Raw genomic sequence first — 17,000 nt, 5'->3', positions numbered from 1 at the left:
TGCGATTTCATTTTAGTTTTTTAAATGAGTAGAGATAAGTTGAGTATCTCTAAAGGCTCTATGTTTGGTCAAGTTGCAATACAGCGCTTAATGTGATTTTTTGAAAGTTAAGCGGATAAATTTTGCTATAGAGAGGCCGTTGAAGTTAGTGATATTTGTTGTTTTAAGGCCTTGATTATTAGATGGCTTGACCGGTTAAAATTATTTATATGTTTTTAATATAGAAACCATCAAGATCAGCATAATTTTGTATAAAAACTACAAGACCATTCACAATTTATAATATTTTTTAATAAATAAATACCATGAGATATTGCTTTTTTATTTAAAAAATCACGCTTACAAAATGAGAAAGTAAGTTTAACTAAGAGTGATTATCATTTAATATGGCGGCTTAATTTAGATGACTGTTTTAGAGCCTCCTATGCGAAAAATTAAACCCTTAATTGTGATGATTGCAGTGGCGACAAGTGCTGCAATTGCGCATGCTGAACAACAAGATGCTTCATTGCCTCAGTCGAGCAATGGTAATGCAAAACAACTGAGTACGATTACAGTAGTCGCAAGTGCAGATGCATCAGCAGAGGGTTTAATGCCAGCATTTGCTGGAGGGCAGGTGGCTTCTGGTGGTAAAGTTGGGATATTTGGCAATCAGAAAAATATAGATACACCGTTTAATCTAACCAGCTATACCAATCAATATATTCAAGAGCGACAAGCAAAAAGTGTTGGGGATGTTTTAAAAGCGGATCCAAGTGTTCGTGTCGGACGCGGTTTTGGTAATTTCCAAGAAAATTATTATATTCGTGGCTTTAACTTGGGCTCAGACGACACAGCCTATAATGGCTTATATTCAATTTTACCACGTCAGTATATTCCTGCAGAGCTGTTTGAACGTGTTGAAGTATTAAAAGGGGCATCCTCATTTTTAAATGGAGCAATGCCAAGTAATGGTGGGATTGGTGGTGCAATTAACTTATTGCCGAAACGTGCAAGTAACGAACCACTTAATCGTGTCACAGTAGGTACGGACTTTAATGGCGGTTATATTGCCAATGATATTTCTCGCCGTTTTGGTGAAGATCAACAATTCGGCGTACGAGTAAACACAGCATATCATGGCGGTGATACTGCTGTTGATAATGAAGAAGCATCTTTAGGCTTAGCTTCTATAGGTTTGGATTACCGTGGTGATCGTTTACGTCTTTCTGGCGATATGGGTTATGTGAATAATCGTTTAAAAGCGACTCGTCCAAACGTGACTTTAGGCGCGGGTATTACCGAGATTCCGAAAGCAATTGATGGCTCAGATAACTTTGCACAAAAATGGACGTATTCAAATGAAGAGGATGTATTCGGAAGTTATCGTGCTGAATATGATTTAGCAGATAATTTAACAGCTTATGCTGCTTATGGTTTTCGACATGGCGAAGAGCAAAACAGTTTAGCAAATATGACATTGACCAATCAGACAACAGGTGCGGGAACCATTTATCGATTTGACAATGCGCGTGTAGATATGGTCAATACTGGTGAAGTTGGTGTGCGTAGTAAAGTAAACACAGGTTCAATTGAACATAATTTAGTGCTATCTGCATCGGCATTTCAACAGAACACCCGCAATGCTTATGTGATGGACTATAACAATACGTTAGCCAACAATATCTATAATCCAATCCAGTATGATCAACCTGCTTATTCACAAAATGCGTTGTTTGGGAATAATTTAGATACACCTAAATTAACGACTCGGACGCGTTTAAGAAGTATTGCCATTGGCGATAACCTCAAAGCCTTAGATGATAAATTAACAGTCATGCTCGGTGGACGTTATCAAACCATCATGCAAGAAAATTATAATTATGGAACTTCAATTAAATCAGGTGGGTATGATGAAAGTAAGTTTACCCCTGCTTTGGGGCTAAGTTATAAAATTCTGCCTGAAGTTTCGGTTTATGCAAATTATATTGAATCTTTAGCTAAAGGTTTGAGTAATACCAATTCAACGACGAAAGAAACTACAACACTCAAACCATTCGTTGCTAAACAAAAAGAAATTGGTGCCAAATATGAAAATGATCAGTTTGGTGCAAGCCTAAGTTTGTTTGATATAGATAAGCAGCGCGCAGTACTTGAAAACAGTATTTTTAGTGATGCGGGTAAATATGTACATCGTGGTGTTGAACTCAATACTTTTGGTCAATTGACGGATTCTTTAAAAGTGTTGGGTGGTGCAACTTGGATTGATGCAAAGCAAAAAAATACAGGTAATGCTAACTACGATAATAAAAAGGAAGTGGGTGTTGCAGAATTTCAAGCAAATGTTGGTGCTGATTGGGAATTGCCAACAGTCCAAGATGTGTCTTTAAATGCTCAAGTTACTTATTCAGGTTCGACTTATGCGAGTTTAAACAATAAATTGAAAGTAGGTGATTGGACGACTTTAGATCTTGGCGCGACGTATAAAACTCAGTTGGGGCAGACACCGACAACTTTTAATTTCCGTGTAAATAATGTCTTCGATAAAAACTATTGGTCATCAGTTGGTCTATTCGACAACATCAATAGTAGCTCCAATACCGAGAACGGCTATTTGGTCGCTGGGCAACCTCGTACATTCATGTTAAGTGCGGCATTTGATTTTTAAACACCATAAAAAAATGCCCCAAATTTGGGGCATTTTTTATAACAGTATATTTTTATAAAATGGTTTTTAGACGTTGAATCACTTGCTCACATTGAGCAATATCTGCGACCAATGCCATACGAACATGACCTTCACCAGGATTGCCTTGTTCAGTATCACGAGACAAATAACGCCCTGGTAAAACTTTAATGTTGGCTTTTTCCATTAACATTTTGGCAAAGTTTTCATCATGATCGACTTTTAACCAATAATAGAAGCCTGCATCAGGCTTTTGTAATGGTAAAAGATGACCGAGTTCATTTTGGAACAAATCAAATTTGGCACGATACAGTCTGCGATTTTCTTCAACATGTGTTTCATCGTTCCAAGCAACAATTGAAGCCAATTGATGTTGGACTGGCATTGCAGCGCCGTGATAAGTGCGGAATTTTAAATAAGGTTTAAGTAAGTTTGCATCCCCAGCAACAAAACCTGAGCGCATACCCGGTAGGTTTGAACGCTTAGACAGAGAATGGAATACGATACAATTTTTATAGTCGTCACGACCTAATTCAGCACAGACTTCCAATAAGCCGATCGGTGCTTCATCAAACCACAATTCTGAGTAACATTCATCAGACGCAATCACAAAGTCATATTGGTCAGAAAGTGCAATGAGCTTTTTAAATTGTGCTTTTGAAAGTACCGCACCAGTAGGATTTCCCGGCGTACAAACAAACAAAAGTGCAGTTTTTTCCCAAACTTCAGCAGGTACAGCATCAAAATCACCGAGGTAATTGTTGTCTTCGGTACAGTTGACAAAGTATGGCTTGGCACCAGCTAAAAGTGTCGCACCTTCATAAATCTGATAGAACGGATTAGGCATTACTACATAAGGTGCATCATCACGATTAATCAAGGCCTGTACAAAGGAGAAAATCCCTTCACGTGTACCTGTTACCGGAAGGACATGATCTTCCGCACTGATCGCATTCAGTTTAAAACGACGGGTTAGCCACTGAGCAATACTTTCACGAAGTTCAGGTAAACCTTTGCTGTTTGGATAAGTTGAAAGGTGCTGAAAATTATCAATGATCGCTTGCTTCACAAACTCAGGAGCAGGATGCTTTGGTTCTCCAATTGAAAGTGGGATCAAAGGTAAATCTGCAGGTTTTACATCCTGAAAAAGCTGGCTTAACTTTTCAAATGGATAAGGATGTAATAAAGACAAACTAGAGTTCATGAAACAATTACCACGATAGAAAGTAAGATTAATGTTGCCCACAGATTTGATTTGATGCTTCATCTAATGCCGCTTTTAATTTTGCGGTAAAGACTTCAGCCTCAGCTTCAGTGAGGGGGGTGCCATCTTTTTTGGTGACAAAGAAAATATCTTCTGCTTTTTCACCCAGCGTGGCGATTCTAGCAGAATGTATGTCTAAACCTTGCATCATAAATAAACCACCAACGCGTGCAAGTAAGCCAGGTTGGTCAAGGGTAGAGATTTCTACCATATTTTGCTGCAAAGCTTCGTTAAGTGTTACATCCACGGTATTTTCAATATCGAAGTGGCGAAGTTGACGTGGAATACGACGTTGCATCAAACCCGGATATTTATCTGATTCGCTTAAGGCTTTAATTAACGCCTGTTTGACTGTTTCTTCACGTTCAGGATCGGTTAATAAGGTACCGAAACGATCCAAGACCACATAAGTATCTAAACTAAAAGCTTTGGTTGCAGTGATAATCCGTGCATCTTGGACATCCAGATTCATACGATCCAAAATTGCCACTGTAGTGGCAAACAGATTGGGTTGGTCTTGAGTATAAATAAAGATCTGTACAGCATCTTGTGCTGCTTTACGGTGCGCACGCATGAGCACCAATGGTGCAGGGTTGTCGCCGTGTTGCAAAATGGCGCGAGTATGCCATGCAATTTCATCTGCGGATTCTTTAAGGAAGTATTCGTCCCCAAGCTCTTGCCAAACCTTTTCAACTTGATCGAGTGGAAACTCATCCACCAAGACTTCGCTTGCAGAGAATTTGGTATCTTCAATCAGCATTTGATAATCAACAGGTCGACCCAAACCAGAACGAATCACATCACGCGCATGGGTATAGAGTTGACGCATCAAAGAAGAGCGCCATGTATTCCAAAGTTTTGGATTGGTGGCATTGATATCGGCAACCGTCAGCGTATAGAGATAATCTAAATGCTCCATATCACCAAGCTTTTCAGCAAACTCTTTCACCACATCTGGATCAGAAATATCTTTTTTCTGTGCGGTCATCGACATCAGTAAATGGTTTTGGATGAGCCAAGCAACCAGATTACATTCGCGCTCAGTAAACCCATGCGCAAGACAGAATTCAATTGCATCTTCAGCGCCAAGTTCACTGTGATCTCCACCACGGCCTTTGGCAATATCATGGAATAATGCAGCAAGGAATACGATGTCACGGCGGACTAAGCGTTGAAATACAGAACTGACAACAGGATAGTCTTTGGCAAAGCTGGGTTCTTTAAAACGATTTAAGTTACGAATTAACAGTAAGGTATGTGCATCGACGGTATAAATATGGAACAAGTCATATTGCATCAGCCCCATGATTTGACCAAATGCAGGAATATAATTTCCTAATACACCATAACGCTTCATTGCCACCATGGTTTCATATAAACGATATGGAGAGCGGATGATCGCCATGAATAATGCTTGATGGGTTGGATTATCACGAAATGCTTGATCAATGCGTTTTGCTGCTAAAGTCAAAAGACGCAGTGTACGTGCACGAATACCCTCGATTTCAGGGCGATTCGCTAAGATATAGAAAATTTCTAAAATAGCGCTTGGATTTTCTGAAAAGGTTTTATGTTGTTGAACGGCAAGCTTGCCATCAACCAATTTAAAATGTTCGTTAATATTTTCGATTTTACGTTCATAGTCGGGTAAGCGTGGGGTAATCACCGATTCATTAAAATAAGCCAATAACATTTCATTTAAGGTCGAAACCTGTTGCGCGGTACGATAATAACGCTTCATGAACTGTTCAATTGGATAATTTGGATGATGATCATCTTCTCGTGTATAGCCAAATTTAGCTGCAATATCACGTTGATAATCAAACAATAGGCGATTTTCATCACGTTTGGTTAAACGGTGTAAATGATGGCGGATTTCCCAAAGAAAGTTTTCAGCTTCTTCTAGGACGCCCAATTCAAATTCAGAAATAAAACCCAAATGAACCAAGTCGTAAATACGATTGACTCGGAAATGCCGTTTGGCAATCCAGCCAATTTGGTTAATGTCCCGAATACCACCGGGTGCATTTTTAATATCGGGTTCTAAATTACTTTCAGTATTGTTATGTTGCGCATAACGTTGCGCTTGTTCATCCATCTTGGCATCAAAGAAAGTCTTATCTGTCCAAGTTTGGGAAACGACACGACGAGGCCATCTTGCCAGATGTTGATTGCCAATAATTAATCGCGCTTCAATCAGCGAGGTTGCCACAGTGAGATCATTGGTGGCTTGTTCAAAACAACTTCGGATGGTACGTACACTGACACCCGGTTTAAAATTCCCCACATCCCAAAGTGTAGAAATAAATTGCGTCACCGTTTGTTCTTGTTCAGGGGAAAGATCTTCTTCTGAAAGAATCATGATGTCGACATCGGAATAGGGCAACATTTCGCGTCGCCCATAGCCACCAACAGCAAATAAACCGAGATCTGTTTGATCTAGCCCTGAATGCTTCCAGAGAAACATAAGGGCTTCATCTACCACATTTGAACGGGTACGGACAATTTCGCGTATTGTTGTACCATGATCATAGGCCTCATTTAACTGTTGCTCAACATCGCTACGCCATTGATTAATCGCTTTAATGTCATGTATATCAGTTACATATTCCAACAGAGGAGAGGTGTTGATCATGGATGTCTTGTCCGCAAATATATTGGCTAGTTGTTTAAATGAACAGTGACTTTTGCAGCCGTTTCTTGTGCAAGTTCACGTGCTTGGTCTGTTGTTTCAGCACGTGCTGTTGCCACGCCCATACGACGACGTTTAAATCCTTCAGGTTTACCGAACAGGCGTAAGTCTGTCGCAGGATTTTGCAAAGCAAGATTTAAGCCAGCGTATGAAAGATTCTTTGCATCTACACCTGCATAGATTACAGCACTTGCAGCAATACTATGTCGTTCAGTATTGACAGGTAAACCCAAAATTGCACGTGCATGTAATTCAAATTCGCTTTGGAATTGTGATGCAAGTGTGACTAAGCCTGTATCGTGTGGACGCGGTGATACTTCACTAAACCATACTTTATCACCTTTTACAAACAGTTCTACCCCAAAAATCCCACAGCCACCAAGTGCTACAGTGACTTTATTGGCAATGCGTTTGGCTTCATTTAAAGCTGCTTCTGTCATTGCTTGGGGCTGCCAACTTTCTACATAGTCGCCTGAATCTTGACGATGCCCAATTGGGTCACAATAAGCGGTTTCAATTTCACCTGTTTCTGGATTTTTCGAACGTACAGTGAGTAAGGTGATTTCAAAATCAAAGTCAATTTGTGACTCAACGATGACTGTACCTTGATTTACCCGACCGCCAGTTTGAGCATATTCCCAAGCCGCATCTACTTCTGCATATTCTTTGACACGAGATTGCCCCTTACCAGAGGAAGACATTACAGGTTTAACAAAGTTCGGATAACCAATGTCATCACATGCAGAACGGAAGCTTTCTAAGGTATTGGCAAAACGGTAAGCGGAAGTGGGTAAACCAAGTTCTTCCGCCGCTAAACGACGAATCCCTTCACGGTTCATGGTTAAATTCACTGCTTTTGCCGAAGGGATCACGGTTGCAATATTTTGTTGTTCGATTTCGACTAATACTTGAGTAGCAATCGCTTCAATTTCTGGAACAATAAGATTGGGTTTTACTTTTTCAATTAAAGCTTTTAATTCTGTTGCATCTGCCATGTTTAAGGCATAAGAGAAATGAGCAACTTGCATGGCAGGTGCGTTTTCGTAGCGGTCTGCCGCGTGAACTTCAACACCAAGTCGTTGTAATGAAATCACCACTTCTTTACCAAGCTCTCCTGAACCTAACAGTAAAACTTTAAATGCAGATGATTGAAGTGGGGTACCAATAGTAACGCTCATGCTATTCTTCCATGCTTGTCTTATGGACTGTTAGCATAGCAGAACTCAGGCGTGTGTTAAGGGCTGATTGACATAAAATAATGATATTGTCTAACAGATTTTTTTATAAAGTTTTTAGCTTATAGGCGGTTTGCCACTACAAATGAAGTGGCTTTGAATTTGCGCAAGAAAACTGATCAATAATTTTTGATGAATTCTTTTTACGAACCAACAGAATCAACGCAATGAGGCAGATCAGTAATTCTACAAAAAACGACCAATGCAGAATAAAGTTTAGCCACCACGGCTGATAACGTGAGCTGACTTCAAAAAACACATAGGGTTGATCAATAAACGGTGCAAAAAGCCAAACATCACCTACAAAAGTATCCAAGCCGATATGTAGCAGGGCAGCACCCGAAAAAAGACTGATCATCAGGGCAGGTTTAGCCGTGTATTTTGAATGGATGAAATAAAATAAAGCGATTAGAAAGATTGGAATCCAAAATGAAAACCAATGTAAAAAATACTTATGGTGATGTACCGATCTATGATCGAATAAATAGAAATAGAATAGATCAATATCAGGAAAAATTGCACCAAGCATAATCAGCGTAAAAAAAGCTTTATTGGTGATTTTTGTCTGTTTAAATTTCTTGAGTAAAAGTTTAGCCAGTATATAGCCAGAAGGTAAGTGTGCGATAAACATATCAAGTTGCGTATTTTAAATATTTTATTTGAAAGCAATCATACACAACTAATTAATTTACATGGTTTTTTATTGTAAATTAATTAGATGAAAGCATTTTAAATCCGAAAGACTTTAAATTTACACGCTGATCTGCTGATGCATTAAAATATGCTTTAATCAACAAAACTACAGATAGGTATAGACCAAGCCATAGGCCAATGCTGCTGTGAGTGTCGCCAAAACGATTCTTTTAAATTTAAAATACAATCCTGTGAGTACAAGAAAGCCCACCAACATCGCAAAACTTTTATTTGGAGTTTCGATCAATGGTGGAAGAGTGGCGACAATTAACATTGAACTGATTGCTGCAACTCCAATACTGCCTAATGCAATTTTTAACCATGTTGCGCCACGAGTTTGTGTGTGTTGTTGGCTTTTTTGCAGCAGATAGAATGGACCAAAGCGTGAAGCAAAATTTGCAATACCGACCAATATCCCCACCAAGATAATCTGTAAATCCATTTTAAATACTCACTTCATCAGTTTGCTTTAAAACATAATGTTTAAATAATCCCGCTAAAATCCCAGATGCAATCCCAATAAAAATTGCTGCCGACATGTTGATAAAATAACAGGCCAATGCGGAAACCACTAAAGATACGGCAACCACAAAAGTATGTTTTTTCTCAAAGGCTGCCAGTAAGAAGCTTAAGAACAATGCAGGTAACAAGAAGTCTAAAGCGGCTTGTAAAAATTGCGGCAAGTCGCTGACTTGATCTGCAAATAAACCACCTAAAAATGAACCTAAGGCCCATGACATCCAGCTAAACAAGCTGAGTCCTAACATCCAAGACTCTGACCATTCCTGACGACGTTGGGAAAGTTTAATCATTCCAGCCGCAAAAACTTCATCGGTTAAACCCCATGCCCATACTGCGGTCTTTTTTAGGTTTAAACGGTCTTGAATCAGGTTTTGTAAGGCTGGCCCATAAAGTACATGGCGAATATCCAGTGCAATGACTGTAAGTGCTGTCATCCAAATAGATGTGCCACTGCCCAATAATGCAACCACAAGAAATTGGCTAGCACCAGCGTACATAGAACAAGATAGAAATAAGGCTTCCCATGCACTAAAACCAAATTGGGTCGCAGATACACCAAAGGCAAAAGATACAGGCAGATAAGTAAAGATGATGGCTTGACTGTCTTTAGCGCCTTGCCAAAAGCCAGCAGTTTGGACTGAGGGATTGTGCTCTGACACAGGACACCTAAAACGAGAGTAAAACAAAAGGTAAAATCAAGATTGTGTATTCTACCCGAATTTACTAGCATAGTAGCGAAATGTTTATTTAGGCGTAACTTTATGTTCGCAAATCAGTCGAAATTATTATTGAGTATGACCTTGGTGTTAGGTGTTTTAGGTTTACAAGCATGTGGTAATTCATCTTCTGAACCTAAAGAAAAAGTTGAAATTAAAGCTGCGCCAAAACTAACCAATGATGCGACAACCTATGCCAATGAAGCATGGAAACTGATTAATCAGGTGGAACCCTTTGTCTACCGTAAGCAATTGAATTTGATTGAAGACAATGTACGTAAACCTTTACGGAAATTAAGTACCGACTGGCGTATCAATGTCAAAATGACCGATTCAGTGACAGAAGGTAAATACGCTTTGTGTCGTAAAGCCATGACCAGTTTAGATACTTGGGCAAGATCGACATTGGAAAAAGATGGTGAAATGCAAAAAAATCAAGCGCAATATGAACGTGATAAAGCCCAATGCAAAGATGCTATTGAAAATCCAAGTTTAGGCAATACCAAAGCAAATAATAATATTTTTTAACAGACCCTAGAAAATGGCGCAAATATGCGCCATTTTTTTATTGATACAGATCTATGTTCAGTACGTTCGGTGTTACTTAAGGTTTTAACGGATTGGTCGATGCTGTTTTCACTGCTTTGTCTTTAGCAGCAGTTGATTTTGCAGCAGCGTCATTTTTCACTGCTTTGGTTGTTGCTTCAGCTTTTGCTTTGCTTGCAGCAGTTTCAGTTTTTAGCTTTGTTGCTGCTTCTTTCGGTTTCGCTTCAACAGCTTTTGTTGCAGCTACACTTTTGTCTTTTGCTTGAGTTGCATCAGCTTTGGCTTTTGTGCTTGCAGCCGTCGCTTTTTGAGTCGCTTGAGCTGCAGGATTTGCAGCGACGCATTTGCCACCTTTATGGTTTGGGCCTGTACCACCAACCAATGTTGTACCTTTAGGGCAAGCAAAAGCAGAAGCGCTAAGTACAGTGAATAATCCCGCTGTGAGCAATGTTGTGATTTTTTTCATTTATTTCAACTTTTATTGAGATGGCATTAGCGCCTCGCTAAAATATAATTGTATTTTTCATAAAGTAGAATAGGTTATTTGTATATTTTATTTATAAAATGATTATATATTCCAGCTGTTTAAGGTGAATTTAATATTTGTCTAAAAGTGGAAAAGTGATGAGTTAAATTAGAGTTGGCCTAGTGAGTGAGCAATAGAATGTAATTGATTGATATCTAATATTTCTATTTTTTTAAAGGCAATTTTTAAAACACCTTGTTGTTCGAGTAAATGTAATTCTTGATTAATGGTCTGACGTGAGCATTTGAGCAGCAATGCCAATTGTTCTTGAGATAAATGAATGATGTTATTTTCAATACAGATATGATTGCCATAGCCGTTTAAGATAAACATCAAACGCTGAGCTAATCGTTGTCGTATATGCTGGGTTTGAATTGAAATGAGTTCTAAAAAAGCAAAGCGAAGTTTTTGACTGGTCAATTGGGCGATATGGAACCAATATTGCGGATAGTCATTTAAAATTTTCTGAATCGCTTGGCTGGGGAGATGTAAAATTAAACATTTTCCAACAGCAATGGCATCATGAGAACGTGGTTGCTGATCCACCAAAGAAATTTCTCCAAACCACATAATCGGTTCTGCAATAGCAGCAACGGATTCATTTCCTTCAATATCAATATAGCCTAAGCGTACCCGACCATCTAAGACCGCATAGATGCCATTAAATAGATCGCCTGATCTGAAAATCGCTTGATCACGCTCAAATTTTTGATAATGGGCTTGTTGTTGAATCAATTGTTGAAAAGGAATAGGCAGTTGTGAATACCATAAATTCTTTGATAATAATTCAAGGTCCGTTGAATTCAGCACAATATGTCCTTTTATGTATCATTGTTAATCTTTGCTTTGATTTTCAAATATATCTAACAGCATAGTCAGTAAGATAGAAAGTTCCTTAGATAAAATCAGTAGCGATAAGCACTGAGTAGAACCATTTACAATCCTCCTTTAAGGGTAGCAATTTAGCGTGAATATGACAGAGTCACTGGCCATAATGTATCAATAAATTTATTGTGAAAGCTGTTGTTATTTACTTCTTTGCAAATTTAAATGAAAAATCAATTCAACTTGTCAGCTAGACGACAACTTTTATCTTAGCGCTTTTATATAGTGAAATGAAGAGATTAACAAGGACGCTAAAATGAACAGATTAGAGCAACTTCTTAGCCAGTACGCAGCTTATCATTTAGACCATAAAAATGTATTTACGCATTTTATTGGTATTCCGATGATCGTATTTTCAATCATGTGTCTAACGGCTAGAGCAGGGGTGATGCTTTCAGGTTTTGAAATCACTTTGGCATTGATTCTATTGGTTTTAAGTGTGATTTATTATTTTAGTCTGGATAAATTATTCGGCTTTTTAATGTTGCTTATTTATGCAGTAGCCTATCCATTTGCCTATAAAATTGCTCAATTAGGCATGGGAGCTTGGCTAAGTATCAGCATTGGTACTTTTGTTGTAGGATGGGTATTCCAATTTGTAGGGCATTTTTATGAAAAGAAAAAACCTGCATTTGTTGATGATTTAGTCGGTTTAGCGATTGGTCCATTATTTGTCTTAGCTGAGTTTGTATTCTTGCTGGGTTTTCGTAAAGATTTACAAGAAAAAATGCTAGCAGAAGCCAGAAAACAACGTACTGCAATGGATGAAAAATCATTAGACGCTTTACACGCGAAATAATTTGAAAGATAAAGAATCTGGTTCATGATAAAACCCTTTAAGTCAGTAATTTAAACTGACTTAAAGGGTATCGACTTCTATATTTTTGTTTGTTTTAGAATAAGAATTCTTTGATAAATATCACTAAACCAAAGAAAAAAATGGCGCAACCAATATAAAATTTTATTTTTTTAATCAGTGAAGAATTGTGCATTGGCATCGTCATATGGTCTGTATAGTATTTCATTGGATTGCTTCTAAATAACGGCGATTCACTTCTTCCCAATTCACAACATTATAAAATGCCGCAATATATTCGGGACGACGGTTTTGGTATTTTAAATAATAAGCATGTTCCCAGACATCTAAAGCCAGAATCGGGATATTGCCATTCATCAGTGGTGAATCTTGATTGGCACTGTTTTCTACGATGACTTTCTTTTCAGGGGTTACGCTTAACCATGCCCAGCCACTACCAAATCGTGTCAGTGCTGCTTTAGTAAAGGCTTCTTTAAAGTTTTCAAAACTGCCAATATCTCTGTCAATTGCTTCAGCGATTTGTTTAATCGGCTCTCCACCACCTTGAGGGCTCATTACTGTCCAGAATAAAGAGTGGTTAGCATGTCCACCACCATTATTAATCACGCTATTTTTAAGATCAGCAGGAACCTCATTCACTTTTGAAACAAGTTCTTCAATCGACAACTTGTCCCATGCTGTGCCTTCAATTGTGGCATTGATATTATTGATATAGGTTTGATGGTGCTTGGTATGGTGGATTTCCATTGTTTTTGTATCAATATTAGGTTCAAGTGCATCGTATGCATAAGGCAGTTGTGGAAGCGAGTAAGCCATGAATCAATCCTGTGATGTTAAGTATAGTGATAATGCTAATAATTATCATTATTATATATGAGCATCAAAAGTGCAACCAACTTAACTTTATTATTGTGTAGCTGATTTCAAAATAGATATGATCAATTGAGGCAGGGGCTTAGCGATAGACGCTTGGCGCGTTTTATGCTGTGAATAAATATCGCGTATATTTACTGGAATATTATAATTTTAAATGTTGATATTTTTTTATAAAAACCTGAATACGTGTTTCATTAAAAAGCGGAGTTAAAATTAGATCGATAAGGCGAATGGTCAAAGTGATCCGCAAATCAATCAACAGATCGTTGAATCTACATTTAGAAAACAAGTTTTAAATATTCGTCAGACATTTATAAACCAAACTAAAACCAGCGAAAGATTCTATGATGAAAAAAACAGGTTGAAGAAGTCTTCAACCTGTCTCATCAAAGCATGAGATCTGCTTATACGTTAAAACGGAAGTGCAAGACATCACCATCTTGAACGATGTAAGTTTTACCTTCTAAACGCCATTTTCCTGCTTCTTTAGCGCCGTTTTCACCGTTGTATTGGATGAAATCATCATAAGCGATACATTCTGCACGAATAAAGCCTTTCTCAAAGTCAGTGTGGATTACACCCGCAGCTTGAGGTGCAGTTGCACCCACTTTTACAGTCCAAGCACGTACTTCTTGAACACCTGCTGTAAAGTAAGTTTGTAAGCCAAGTAAGCTATAACCTGCACGAATCACCACATTTAAACCTGGTTCTTCCATACCTAATGCTTCAAGGAATTCAGCACGATCTTCATCATCCAACAATGAAATTTCAGCTTCGATTTGGTTGCAAAGCGGAACAACGATTGCATTTTCCTCAGCAGCTAACTTTTTCACAGCTTCAAGGTGTGGGTTGTTTTCAAAACCATCTTCTGCAACGTTTGCAATATACATGGTTGGTTTTAATGTCATTAAACCAAAACCACGCACAAGTTTACGTTCATCATCATCTAAATCAGCTGCACGAGCTGGCTTGCCTTCATCAAGTAAAGGTAGAATTTTTTCTAAAACTGCTTTTGTTGCAAGGGCTTCTTTATCACCGCTTTTTGCAGATTTTGCCAAACGGGTAACTGCTTTAGTTACAGTTTCCAAGTCAGCAAGTGCAAGTTCAGTATTAATCGTTGCAATATCATCTAATGGATCAATTTTACCATTTACATGAATTACGTTTTCATCTTCAAAACAACGTACAACGTGAGCAATTGCATCAGTTTCACGGATGTTTGCAAGGAATTGGTTACCCAAACCTTCGCCTTTAGATGCACCCGCAACTAAACCTGCAATATCCACAAATTCCATCGTAGTTGGAATAACACGTTGTGGTTTAACAATAGCTGTTAATTTGTCTAAACGTGGATCAGGTACAGGTACGATGCCTGTATTTGGTTCAATGGTACAGAATGGGAAGTTTTCCGCAGCAATAGCAGCTTTAGTCAATGCATTGAAAAGTGTAGATTTACCAACGTTCGGCAAGCCGACAATACCGCAATTAAAACCCATGAAATAACTCACAAAGTGTTATATAAAAATTGCGGATGATTTTACATGAAAGCCATGACAAAGTCAGGTCTACGACCTATAAGTTTTAAAATCAGATCATCTCAAATATATCAAGTGCTACATATTTGCCTGAGATCAGCACTTTTATTGAACAAAATGAGCATTCTAGGGGAGTGACAATTGATTTAGCATAATTTTTATAAGTGGATCAATTAAGTAAAGTTACTATCCTTCGTCTAACGACGACATCCATGTCGCCCTACAGATGGGTAAGCCTTGTATCATTCAACAAGGCAAAAGCGAAATCTATTTTATTTATATTGATGCGAATTAAGTTAATTGGAAAAACTTAAATCTTCCGTTTATCCAACTGACTTGCCAAACTGTCACCAAATGCCTGAACGATCATGACCAAAGCCACCAAGACCACAATCACAGCAAACATCATTTGCATATCAAAGCGTTGATAACCATAACGGTAGGCAATATCACCTAAGCCACCAGCACCAATTGCACCCGCAATTGCAGAGGAGTTAATCATGGTGACAATTGTGACTGTAAAACCTGCCACAATGCCGGGTAACGCTTCAGGTAAAAGTACATGCCAAACGATTTGCTTACGGTTACAGCCCATCGCTTGTGCAGCTTCAATTAGACCTTGATCAACTTCACGTAAGCTAACTTCTGCAATACGGGCAAAGAAAGGTGTCGCGGCTAAAGTTAATGGAACAACCGCTGCCCAGACTCCGTAACTGGTTCCGACAATCCAACGGGTTAAAGGAATCAGCGCCACCATTAAAATCAAAAAGGGAACAGATCGGGTAATGTTGATCACCGTGCCTAATGCATGATTAATCTTTTTAGATGGATAAATCCCTTGTTCAGATGTATTGACCAAAATCACTGCCAAAGGTAAGCCAATCAAAAAGGCAACAATGGCAGATACGCCAACCATCAGTAAGGTATCTATGGTTCCTGTCAGCAATAAATCAATGAGTTGGTCTTGCATAGCCAAGTACCTCTATTTGCGCAATTTGATGTTTTAACCTTTCTTGTAAATTATGCAGGTCTAAATGGGTTTGTTCAGTACCGACAATCAGCGTTCCAATCAAATGGTTTTGGATATTGTCGATATGACTTTGATATAAATGTACGGATTTTTCAAAAACTTGAAAAAGTTCCACTAAATCAGGTGAGTTTTTCGGATCGGTTTCATAACGTAGTTTTAAAATGCTATGGGTTGAATCTTGTTGCAGCTCTGTATGCACAGGAAAGGGCAAATCGAGTTGTTCTAGGTTTAACAATTCTTGTGTGATTTTCTGCTGAGGCTGTGAAAATACGGACCAGACTTGTCCTGACTCAACGATTTCACCATGTTCAATCACCACCACTTGATCGCAAATTTCACGAATCACTTGCATCTCATGGGTAATTAAAACAATGGTAATTCCCAATTCTCGATTGATTTTTTTCAGCAAGGATAACACCACTGAGGTACTTTCAGGATCAAGTGCAGACGTAGCTTCATCACACAATAATATTTCTGGATGATGCACCAGCGCACGAGCAATACCAACACGTTGCTTTTGGCCACCAGACAGCTGTGAAGGGTAGTTATGCGCTTTATTTCCCAATCCGACCAGTTCTAAAACATCGTTGACACGTGTTTCAATTTCAGCTTTATCGACATGGGCAATTTTTAAGGGCAAAGCCACATTGTCCCAAACTGTTTTGGCAGACATTAAATTAAAATGCTGAAAAATCATCCCGATTCTTTGACGTGTTTGAATCAACTCAGCATGACTGAGTTCAGCCAAATTTTGTTGATGAATATGAATACTGCCCTCAGAAATACCTTCTAAACCATTTAAGGTTCGAATTAAGGAAGATTTACCTGCGCCACTTTTACCGATGATGCCGAAAATCTTGCCTTGAGGAATATCTAAGTTGATATTTTTTAACGCATGGATCTGTTGATCTTGCCCATCATAGTATTTATTCAGATCACGAATTTTGATATGAGGGACTGAAAAATCAACATGCGAACCGAAACTCACCATTTCTATT

General features: G+C 38.5%; 15 protein-coding genes. 3 read left to right on the top strand and 12 right to left on the bottom strand.

The features are described from left to right. Positions 1 to 424 precede the first annotated feature (424 nt). Entirely contained in the window at positions 425 to 2,647 is a 2,223-nt protein-coding gene (locus F981_RS09525; RefSeq protein WP_035372145.1) for a TonB-dependent receptor, read from the top strand. 52 nt (positions 2,648 to 2,699) lie between these two features. Here F981_RS09525 and dapC read toward each other — a convergent pair whose 3' ends face one another. The 6 genes from dapC to F981_RS09495 form a co-directional block, all read right to left on the bottom strand. Further along, positions 2,700 to 3,869: a succinyldiaminopimelate transaminase gene (gene dapC, locus F981_RS09520; protein ID WP_016539515.1), complete on the bottom strand. Its 1,170-nt coding sequence runs from the start codon at positions 3,867 to 3,869 to the stop codon at positions 2,700 to 2,702. 28 nt (positions 3,870 to 3,897) lie between these two features. After that, positions 3,898 to 6,564 (bottom strand): [protein-PII] uridylyltransferase, encoded by a 2,667-nt coding sequence (glnD, locus tag F981_RS09515; protein WP_004720950.1) that lies wholly within the window; start codon positions 6,562 to 6,564, stop codon positions 3,898 to 3,900. A 26-nt stretch (positions 6,565 to 6,590) separates the two neighbouring features. Further along, positions 6,591 to 7,799 (bottom strand): formate-dependent phosphoribosylglycinamide formyltransferase, encoded by a 1,209-nt coding sequence (gene purT / locus F981_RS09510; RefSeq protein ID WP_004720948.1) that lies wholly within the window; start codon positions 7,797 to 7,799, stop codon positions 6,591 to 6,593. Between the two features lie 136 nt (positions 7,800 to 7,935). Further along, complete coding sequence (locus F981_RS09505; protein WP_004720945.1) at positions 7,936 to 8,487, bottom strand: metal-dependent hydrolase; 552 nt, start codon at positions 8,485 to 8,487, stop codon at positions 7,936 to 7,938. A 168-nt stretch (positions 8,488 to 8,655) separates the two neighbouring features. Beyond that, the gene (gene ygaH, locus F981_RS09500; RefSeq protein ID WP_004720944.1) at positions 8,656 to 8,991 is read right to left on the bottom strand and encodes an L-valine transporter subunit YgaH; all 336 of its coding nucleotides are present in this window, start codon (positions 8,989 to 8,991) and stop codon (positions 8,656 to 8,658) included. 1 nt (position 8,992) lies between these two features. Further along, positions 8,993 to 9,730 (bottom strand): AzlC family ABC transporter permease, encoded by a 738-nt coding sequence (locus F981_RS09495; protein ID WP_004720941.1) that lies wholly within the window; start codon positions 9,728 to 9,730, stop codon positions 8,993 to 8,995. Between the two features lie 102 nt (positions 9,731 to 9,832). On the opposite strand from F981_RS09495, the gene F981_RS09490 reads away from it, so the two are divergent. Beyond that, a complete protein-coding gene (locus F981_RS09490; protein WP_004720940.1) occupies positions 9,833 to 10,315 on the top strand; it encodes a hypothetical protein in 483 nt (160 codons plus the stop codon). A 76-nt stretch (positions 10,316 to 10,391) separates the two neighbouring features. On the opposite strand, the gene F981_RS09485 is transcribed toward F981_RS09490, so the two are convergent. Both F981_RS09485 and F981_RS09480 read right to left on the bottom strand, forming a co-directional pair. Next, entirely contained in the window at positions 10,392 to 10,799 is a 408-nt protein-coding gene (locus F981_RS09485) for a hypothetical protein (protein WP_004720938.1), read from the bottom strand. Between the two features lie 168 nt (positions 10,800 to 10,967). Continuing rightward, entirely contained in the window at positions 10,968 to 11,669 is a 702-nt protein-coding gene (locus F981_RS09480) for a Crp/Fnr family transcriptional regulator (protein WP_004720936.1), read from the bottom strand. A gap of 331 nt (positions 11,670 to 12,000) precedes the next feature. Here F981_RS09480 and F981_RS09475 point away from each other — a divergent pair, with 331 nt between their 5' ends. Further along, positions 12,001 to 12,543, top strand: coding sequence for an Mpo1 family 2-hydroxy fatty acid dioxygenase (locus F981_RS09475; protein ID WP_004720933.1), 543 nt, complete (start codon positions 12,001 to 12,003; stop codon positions 12,541 to 12,543). 222 nt (positions 12,544 to 12,765) lie between these two features. Here the strand turns inward: F981_RS09475 and F981_RS09470 are convergent, their stop codons facing one another. The 4 genes from F981_RS09470 to F981_RS09455 form a co-directional block, all read right to left on the bottom strand. Further along, the gene (locus tag F981_RS09470) at positions 12,766 to 13,377 is read right to left on the bottom strand and encodes a superoxide dismutase (RefSeq protein WP_004720930.1); all 612 of its coding nucleotides are present in this window, start codon (positions 13,375 to 13,377) and stop codon (positions 12,766 to 12,768) included. A 464-nt stretch (positions 13,378 to 13,841) separates the two neighbouring features. Continuing rightward, complete coding sequence (gene ychF / locus F981_RS09465; protein WP_004720929.1) at positions 13,842 to 14,933, bottom strand: redox-regulated ATPase YchF; 1,092 nt, start codon at positions 14,931 to 14,933, stop codon at positions 13,842 to 13,844. A gap of 349 nt (positions 14,934 to 15,282) precedes the next feature. After that, the gene (locus tag F981_RS09460) at positions 15,283 to 15,942 is read right to left on the bottom strand and encodes a methionine ABC transporter permease (protein WP_004720927.1); all 660 of its coding nucleotides are present in this window, start codon (positions 15,940 to 15,942) and stop codon (positions 15,283 to 15,285) included. After that, entirely contained in the window at positions 15,923 to 16,993 is a 1,071-nt protein-coding gene (locus F981_RS09455; protein WP_004720923.1) for a methionine ABC transporter ATP-binding protein, read from the bottom strand. Before F981_RS09455 ends, F981_RS09460 begins: the two co-directional genes overlap by 20 nt. Positions 16,994 to 17,000: the final 7 nt, after the last annotated feature.

Origin of the sequence: Acinetobacter guillouiae CIP 63.46 (assembly GCF_000368145.1) — a bacterium.
In the GTDB taxonomy this organism is placed as follows: domain Bacteria; phylum Pseudomonadota; class Gammaproteobacteria; order Pseudomonadales; family Moraxellaceae; genus Acinetobacter; species Acinetobacter guillouiae.
Note: the sequence above shows the minus strand (reverse complement) of the source record. Positions and strands in the feature narration are given on the sequence as shown.